Genomic DNA, 7,492 nt, shown 5'->3' on the forward strand with positions numbered 1-7,492 from the left:
CTGGAGCGGATACCCCTCGAAGACGTTCTCGAACCGCGGCTCATCGATCACGATCCCGTCGAGCGCTTCCGTGATGCGCCATTCGCCGTCCTCCATGCGCTGCAGCGTGAACGGCATGGTGGAGGCTCCGAGCGCTTCCGAATAGGTGTTGGCATCGTCGACGCTGGCGACCAGATCGAGCAGGACCTGGACGTCGGCCGAGTCTGCATCCTCGACGTCCGCGGGAGGAACGGTCGAGGTGATGGTCCGCGTGTCCGTTCCGGTGTCGATCGACACCCCCGCCGCCGGCCGCCACGTGCGCTGCAGGTCGGGAGCGAGGAACTCCCGCGCCGTCGCCCAGTTGTCGGACGTCGTGATCCCCGCTTCGAGGAATCCCTCGACGATCTCCTCGGGACCGGCGCCCTTGATCGGCCCGGAGGCCACGGGGAGGAAGTCGACATCCTGCGTGGACTCGCCGAGCTCGAGCCCCACCGAGACCCCACCGCTGGTCGGAAGCCCGGCACAGGCCGAGAGCAGGAGCGCCACGAGGGCCACCGCGCCGCCGCGCAGCGTCCTCGTCCACCTCGTCGGATTCATGATCTGTCACTCTCGTCGAAGAGCTCGGGAGGAGGCTCAACCAGGGAGATCGGCTGGGTCGCATCCCCGAGTTCGGCGAGGGGCTCCTGCGGTTCGATCGGGACGGGGCTCGGGCCGTCCAGCACACCGTCGTGACGAGGGATGGTGAGGACGAAGTTCGTGCCGACGCCCAGCTCCGACCAGACGGCGAGCGTACCGCCGTGCAGCGTGGCGTCGCCGAGCGCGATGGACAGTCCCAGCCCGGTCCCTCCGATCGTCCGCTGACGAGAGGGATCAGCGCGCCAGAATCGGTCGAACACCCGTTCCGCGTCGTCCGGCTCCATTCCCATCCCGAAGTCCCGCACGCCCGCTGCCACCGCATGCTGGTTGCTGTCGATCGTGATGACGACCGGGCGCCCCTCACCGTGCTCGATGGCGTTGCCGATCAGGTTGCGCAGCACTCGCCGCACACGCCGCGGGTCCATGTCGACCGGCGAATACCCGCCGGGGGCGACCAGCCTCAGCTCCGTGCCGTGTCCCTCCGCGAGCGGTCGCATCTGATCGATGATGTCCTCCGCCAGATGCGCGAGGCTCGTCGCCTCCAACTCGAGCTGCACCGAGCCCGCATCGTACCGACTGATCTCCAACAGGTCGGAGAGCAGTGTCTCGAACCGCTGCACCTGCGTGTGCAGCAGTTCAGCGGTGCGCGCGGTGGTGGGATCGAACTCCTCGCGCTGGTCGTTGAGCATGTCGGCGGCAAGCCGGATCGTGGTGAGCGGAGTGCGGAGCTCGTGCGAGACATCGGAGACGAAGCGCTGCTGCACCATCGACAGCTCGCCGAGCTCCTTGATCTGCGCCTCGATGCTGTCGGCCATCGCGTTGAAGGACCGACCGAGCACGGCGAGTTCGTCCTCACCGTGCACGTCGATGCGCACTCCGAGCTCGCCCGCAGCGAGTCGTGCGCTCGTCTCCGCGGCCTGCACGATCGGGGAAGCCACCGCCCGCAGCACGATCCATGAGATCGCGGCGACGATGGCCACCAGCCCGATCCCGGCGATCCACAGTGTGCGCTGCACGAACACGAGGGTCTGATCGGCATCGCCGAGGTCGTAGGCGAAGTAGATCTCGAAGGGTCCGGCCTCGGGCACCTGCAGCTGCTGCCCCACGACGATGCCGGGGACCGCCGCGCCGTCCGCCACCGGGAGCGCCACCGACTGCCACGCCTGGCGATCGTCGAGTTTGACCACCCGGGCGCGGAGGTTCGGGCTCAACAGGCTCTCGTTCAACCCCGCCTCGAAGCCGTTCAGCCGCGCGGTGTCCGCGCCGGTGTCGATCTTGTAGCCCGCGAGCTGATCGGTACTCGATGTGCGAGCGAGCGTGTCCTGGATGCCGGCCCAGAGGCTCGAGAGCGCAGCGGGATCATCTCCCACCTCCGCCACGTCGAGGATGCGCTGGGCCTGGTCGACCGCGCGGCGCGCGTCTTCGAGAGCGACCGTCTTGCGGGAGATGAAGAGGTCGTTCTGGATCACGAGAGCCATCGTCACGCAGGTGATGAAGATCGCCAGCGAGGTCGCGAGCAGTGTGATGGACAGAGTGCGGAACCGCAGCGAGCGTCGCCACAGGGTGCCGAGCATCGTCGGCCAGCCGCGCCAGTCGCGCAGGACAGCGACCGTCGCGGTGGTCGCTGTCGTCGCGGCCATCGTGCTCCTAGCCGACGCTCCCGGCACGGTAGCCGACGCCACGCACCGTCATCACGATCTTCGGGTTGTCCGGGTCGAGCTCGACCTTCGCGCGGAGGCGCTGCACGTGCACGTTCACCAGCCGGGTGTCGGCCTTGTAGTGGTACCCCCACACCTGCTCGAGGAGCATCTCGCGGGAGAACACCTGCTGCGGCTTGGAGGCGAGTGCGACCAGCAGCTGGAACTCCAGCGGTGTGAGCGCGATCGGCGCCGTGCCACGACGCACCTCATGGGCGTCGACATCGACGGTGAGGTCCCCCACCCGCAGTTGCTCGCTGGTGGTCTGCGGCGTCGGACGCAGTCGGGTGCGAATCCGGGCGACGAGCTCCTTCGGGTTGAAGGGCTTGACCATGTAGTCGTCGGCGCCCACCTCGAGTCCGCGGACGACGTCCGCGGTGTCGCTGCGCGCCGTGAGCATGATGATCGGCACGCCTGATTCCGCGCGTATGCGGGTGCAGATCTCGATCCCGTCCATCCCGGGCAGCATGAGGTCGAGCAGCACGAGATCGGGCCGCTGCGAGCGCCACTCGTCGACGGCTCGCGCGCCGTCTGCGCAGAACACCGGCTCGAATCCCTCGGTGCGCAGCACGATGCCGATCATCTCGGCGAGCGCTGTGTCATCGTCGACCACGAGAATGCGTGAGGTCATAACTGTTACCTTATGGCACCGAGTCCCGCCGACCCCAGGTCTGCGCACCACGTGTGCGGTGTGACACGATGGAGCCACCATGGAGGGAGTGCCTTTGAGTGGCCAGATGTGGACGCCCGCGCCGAAGAAGGGGATCATCCCCCTTCATCCGCTGACGTTCGGGATGCTGCTGGGCAGGGCCTTCGCGGCGCTGCGACACAACCCGAAGGTGCTGTTCGGCTTCGCCGTCGTGATCCAGCTCGTCGCGACCGTCGTCACGGCGTCCGTGATGGGGGTCGTCCTGTTCACGACCTTCTCCCGCCTGGAGACCGTCTCCCCCTCCTCGCCCGACTTCGAGGCCGTGCTGGCCGGGACCATCGGCATCAACCTCATCGCCGGCCTCGGCGTCGGACTGGCCTCGATCGCCTTCACGGCCATGATGCAGGGCGTGGTCGCCGCCGAGATCGGTTACGCCGCCGTCGGGGTCAAAGCGACGCTGCGGATGCTCTGGCGCCGGATGGCGCCGGCGTTCTGGCGTCTCGCCGGTTTCGCGTCGCTTTCGGTGATCGCACTGTTCGGTGTCCTCGCGATCGTCGTGACCATCATTGCCGCGTTCGTGGCCGGTGGTGCGGGGGGAAGCGTCGAGCTCATCGGGATCGTCGTCCTCGTCGTGGTCCTCCTCGGACTCGCCGCGATCCCGCTGTCCGTCTGGCTGACGACGAAGCTGCTGCTGGTGCCGTCGATCCTCGTCCTCGAGCGCGCACGGTTCCGCGACGCCTTCGTGCGCTCCTGGCGACTCACCCGGGGCCGTTTCTGGGTCGCCTTCGGGGTCACCTTCCTCATCAGCGCCATCATGGGCGTCGCGGCGCAGGTGGTCAGCATCCCGGCCACGCTGCTGAGCAGCCTTCTCGGGTCGGTCATCGCGCCGACGGGCGCCGAAGATCCGAGCGCCATCGTCGGTTTCGTCCTCGCCTTCCTCGCACCCCAGATCCTGCTCCTCGTCATCCAGGCGATCACCCTCGTCGTGCAGAGCACCGGTTCGGCGCTCGTCTACCTCGACTGCCGGATGCGGTACGAGGGGCTGGACCAGACGCTCATCGCTTATGTCGAGCACCGTGATCTCGGGAGGGCGGACGAGGAGCTGGGCGACCCGTTCATCGTCGATCCCGCGCGAGCCGTCAGCTCGGCGCCTCCGCCCCGGCAGGTGCCGGACCACGAGCTGATGGCGCAGGGCGCCTACCCGCAGCCATACCCGGGACAGTCGTATCCGCAGCAACCGCAGGCATACGCACCGCAGCCGCAGCCGTACCCCGGACAGTCGTACGGGCAGCAGCCGCACGCGCCGCAGCAGAACGGCGTGACGACGACCGCACCCGCGCCGGTCGCGGATGCACCCGGGGCATTCCCTCCGCCGCCGCCCCCTGCGACGCACGTCACGCCTCGCCCGGCGCCCGGCCCCGCTGACGGAGGCTGGGCTGCTCCCGGCAGCGACGACACGGCATGATCTCCCGGTTCGACGACCTGTTCATCCCCGACGGGGATGAGGCACGCCGGTGGGCGGAAGACGAGCTCGCCAACCCGCGGTACGCGGATGCGAAGCCCACGTGGTTCGATCTGGTCGCGCGGGACATCGGCCGCTTCCTCGCCGATCTGTTCAGCTCGGACAACGGGGCGAACATCGGCCCGTCCGCCCTCATCATCGTGACGGTCGTCATCGTGGCGGCTCTCATCGCGGCCCTCGTCATCTGGGGTCGGCCGCGCAGCTCCCGTGCCGTGCGACGTGCACGGGGCGACCTCCTCGGCGAGTCCGATGACCGCACGGCAGCGCAGCTCCGGTCCGATTCCGAGCGCAGTGCCCGTGCCGGCGACTGGAACACGGCGACGATCCTCCGCTACCGCGCGATCGCGCGCAGCCTGCTGGAACGCGATCTGATCGACCCCGCTCCCGGTGCCACCGCGCAGTCGATAGCCCGCGACGCCGGCGCCGTCTTCGCCGACGAGGCCCCGGCCCTGCGCCGCGCGGCCGTGGCGTTCGACGACGTCCGCTACCTCGGCCGCCCGGCGACGGAAGAGATCTATCAGGACCTCGCGGCAACCGACGAGCGTCTCCGCACCCGTCGGCTCGAGGCGGTGCCCGCATGACCGCAACCGAGCAGAGCGGTGTCCCGGCGACGGCCGAGCGCCGACCGCGCAGGACGAAGTCCATCGTCGGCTGGCTGATCCTCGTCGTCCTCGTCGTGCTCGTCGTCTTTGTCGCCATCCGCGTCAGTGCTGCACCGCCGGGCGAACACGGAGCTCTCGATCCCGAAGGGCGTGATGACTCCGGCGCCCTCGCCCTCGCGGAGATCCTGCGTGACCAGGGGGTCGAGGTCGACATCCACCGATCACGGGCGGAGGCACGTGCCGCCGTCGACGAGGGAACCACGCTGGTGATGGCGAACCCGTACACGCTGACCGATGGTGCCCTGGAGACGCTGATGGAACCGGCGGATCGCGTCGTCTTCCTCTCGACGAGCTCGCACCTGCTGAGCGCACTGCGCATCGGCGAGAACGCCCCGGGCACACGCGAGGCCGTGACGGCAGGATGCGATGTCCCGGAGTTCGCCGAGGTCGGCACGATCCGGGCCGATCGACTCTTCGCTCCCGCCGCCGAGGTCGAGGGGTGCTTCGGCGATGCCGACGGCACCGCCGTGCTCATCGACGACCGCGGCGGTGACCGCGTCGCCGTCGTCGAGGGCACCAGGCTCTTCAGCAACGCGTACCTGGCGGAGAACGGCAACGCCGCCCTGGCGCTCGCGCTGCTCGGGCAGACCGAGCGGGTCGTCTGGTATGTCCCGAGCTTCAGTGACTCCGACATCGAGCGCAAGTCGGTCGACACGCTGGGGAGCCTCACACCGCCCTGGGTCACTCCGGCGATCCTCCTGCTGCTGCTCGCCGGGGTCGCCGCGTCGATCTGGCGCGGTCAGCGTTTCGGGCCCCTGGTCGCCGAGACGTTGCCGGTGACGGTGCGCGCGTCCGAGACGATGCACGGTCGTGCACGCCTCACTGCCAGAGCGGCAGACGCCGCGCACGCTGCCGAGGCCCTTCGCGACGGCGCGCAGCGGCGCCTCGCCCGCCGACTGGGCCTGGCCGTGCATGCCGGCGCAGACGAGGTCGCCGACGCCGCGTCCGACCGGCTCCGGATCCCTCGGGGAACACTGCAGACGCTGCTGGCGGGACCTCTTCCCACCGACGACGCCGCCCTGGTCGATCTCGCTCGGCGTCTCGACGAGCTCGAGGCGGCCGTGGAGACCAGCACCCGCCGACCGACCATCCATCCCACAGAAGCCGAGGGAACCACGTGACCGTTGAGAACCACTCCACCGACGACGCCGCGCTTCGTCAGGCTATGCACCGGGTGCGCACCGAGGTCGACAAGGCGGTCATCGGCCAGGCCGGCACCGTCACCGGCCTCCTCGTCTCGCTGCTCGCACGCGGCCATGTGCTCCTGGAAGGAGTGCCCGGCGTCGCCAAGACGTTGGTGGTCCGCTCGTTCGCCCGCGCCCTCGGCCTCGACACGAAACGCGTGCAGTTCACGCCGGACCTGATGCCGGGCGACGTCACGGGTTCCCTCGTGTACGACGCACGCACGGGTGAGTTCGACTTCCGTGCCGGCCCGGTCTTCACGAACATCCTGCTCGCGGACGAGATCAACCGGACGCCGCCGAAGACGCAGGCCGCCCTCCTCGAAGCCATGGAGGAGCGCCAGGTTTCGGCCGACAGCGTCAGCCGCTCGCTGCCCGACCCCTTCCTCGTCGCCGCGACGCAGAACCCGATCGAACACGAGGGCACGTACTCACTGCCGGAAGCGCAGTTGGATCGCTTCCTGATGAAGCTCGTCGTCGGCATGCCGGAACGCGATGCCGAGGTGTCGGTGCTCCGCCGGCACGCCGAGGGCTTCTCCCCGCGCGAGCTGACCGGCGTCGAGGCCGTGGTCTCTGCAGACGAGATCCGCGCGGCGCAGCAGGCAGCCGCCTCGGTGGACGTCACCGACGACGTGCTCGGCTACGTCGTCGATCTGGCGCGAGCGACGAGGCAGTCCCCCTCCGTGGAACTCGGTGCCAGCCCGCGTGCGTCGACCGGCCTCCTCGCCGCGGCCAAGGCCTGGGCGTGGTTGAACGCCTCCACGGCGGTGACCCCCGATCATGTGCAGACGATGCTGGTGCCCGTATGGCGGCACCGGCTCCAGCTGCGGCCCGACGCCCAGATGGAGGGCGTCTCCGCAGACGCGGTGCTCACCTCGGTGGTGCAGCAGACCAGGGTGCCGATCTAGGTGTTCATCACCGGTCGTCTCGCCGTCGCTCTCGCCGTCGGCGTCGTCCCGCTGGTCCTCGCCGGGCTCGCGGGCTACCCGGCGTACGCGGTGCTGGGCGCCTGGATCGGCCTGTGCATCGTGCTGGTCGTCGTGGATGTCTCTCTCGCCGCCAGCGCCCGGTCGGTGACCGTGAGTCGCCGCGTGCCGAAGCGCGCCCGCCTCGGCGAACAGGTCCCCGTGAGCGTCGCCGTCCACAACCACGGCACCAGGGCGCTG

Annotated in this window: 7 protein-coding genes and 1 pseudogene; 5 read left to right on the plus strand and 3 right to left on the minus strand. The window is 69.5% G+C overall.

Annotation, left to right across the window (positions count from 1 at the left end; genetic code table 11):
* The 3 genes from ACNPM4_RS03615 to mtrA form a co-directional block, all read right to left on the minus strand.
* Window positions 1-576 (minus strand): LpqB family beta-propeller domain-containing protein (locus tag ACNPM4_RS03615; protein WP_473965296.1); only part of this gene is annotated, 576 nt, incomplete at its 3' end.
* A complete protein-coding gene (mtrB, locus tag ACNPM4_RS03620; RefSeq protein WP_448984725.1) occupies window positions 573-2,255 on the minus strand; it encodes an MtrAB system histidine kinase MtrB in 1,683 nt (560 codons plus the stop codon). The genes ACNPM4_RS03615 and mtrB, both read right to left, overlap by 4 nt.
* A 7-nt stretch (window positions 2,256-2,262) precedes the next feature.
* Window positions 2,263-2,943 (minus strand): MtrAB system response regulator MtrA, encoded by a 681-nt coding sequence (mtrA, locus tag ACNPM4_RS03625; protein WP_029261966.1) that lies wholly within the window; start codon window positions 2,941-2,943, stop codon window positions 2,263-2,265.
* Between the two features lie 79 nt (window positions 2,944-3,022).
* Between mtrA and ACNPM4_RS03630 the strand changes: the two genes are divergently transcribed.
* The 5 genes and pseudogenes from ACNPM4_RS03630 to ACNPM4_RS03650 all read left to right on the plus strand — a co-directional run.
* Window positions 3,023-4,426 carry a glycerophosphoryl diester phosphodiesterase membrane domain-containing protein gene (locus ACNPM4_RS03630; protein WP_448984726.1) on the plus strand — a complete coding sequence of 468 codons (1,404 nt, stop codon included), beginning with the start codon at window positions 3,023-3,025 and terminating at the stop codon, window positions 4,424-4,426.
* On the plus strand, window positions 4,423-5,064 hold the full coding sequence (locus ACNPM4_RS03635; protein ID WP_372467158.1) for a DUF4129 domain-containing protein: 642 nt from the start codon (window positions 4,423-4,425) through the stop codon (window positions 5,062-5,064). Before ACNPM4_RS03630 ends, ACNPM4_RS03635 begins: the two co-directional genes overlap by 4 nt.
* The gene (locus ACNPM4_RS03640) at window positions 5,061-6,266 is read left to right on the plus strand and encodes a DUF4350 domain-containing protein (protein ID WP_448984727.1); all 1,206 of its coding nucleotides are present in this window, start codon (window positions 5,061-5,063) and stop codon (window positions 6,264-6,266) included. Before ACNPM4_RS03635 ends, ACNPM4_RS03640 begins: the two co-directional genes overlap by 4 nt.
* A 44-nt stretch (window positions 6,267-6,310) precedes the next feature.
* Entirely contained in the window at window positions 6,311-7,234 is a 924-nt protein-coding gene (locus tag ACNPM4_RS03645; protein ID WP_448984733.1) for an AAA family ATPase, read from the plus strand.
* A pseudogene (locus ACNPM4_RS03650) lies at window positions 7,235-7,492 on the plus strand (DUF58 domain-containing protein); the annotation flags it as partial.

Source organism: Microbacterium umsixpiens (assembly GCF_053543675.1).

What these genes read in the sequence shown, in the direction of transcription:
- mtrA (WP_029261966.1), bottom strand. Translation starts at nt 2,943, where the DNA reads ATGACCTCACGCATTCTCGTGGTCGACGATGACACAGCGCTCGCCGAG.
- ACNPM4_RS03630 (WP_448984726.1), top strand. Translation starts at nt 3,023, where the DNA reads ATGGAGGGAGTGCCTTTGAGTGGCCAGATGTGGACGCCCGCGCCGAAG.
- ACNPM4_RS03640 (WP_448984727.1), top strand. Translation starts at nt 5,061, where the DNA reads ATGACCGCAACCGAGCAGAGCGGTGTCCCGGCGACGGCCGAGCGCCGA.
- mtrB (WP_448984725.1), bottom strand. Translation starts at nt 2,255, where the DNA reads ATGGCCGCGACGACAGCGACCACCGCGACGGTCGCTGTCCTGCGCGAC.
- ACNPM4_RS03645 (WP_448984733.1), top strand. Translation starts at nt 6,311, where the DNA reads ATGCACCGGGTGCGCACCGAGGTCGACAAGGCGGTCATCGGCCAGGCC.
- ACNPM4_RS03635 (WP_372467158.1), top strand. Translation starts at nt 4,423, where the DNA reads ATGATCTCCCGGTTCGACGACCTGTTCATCCCCGACGGGGATGAGGCA.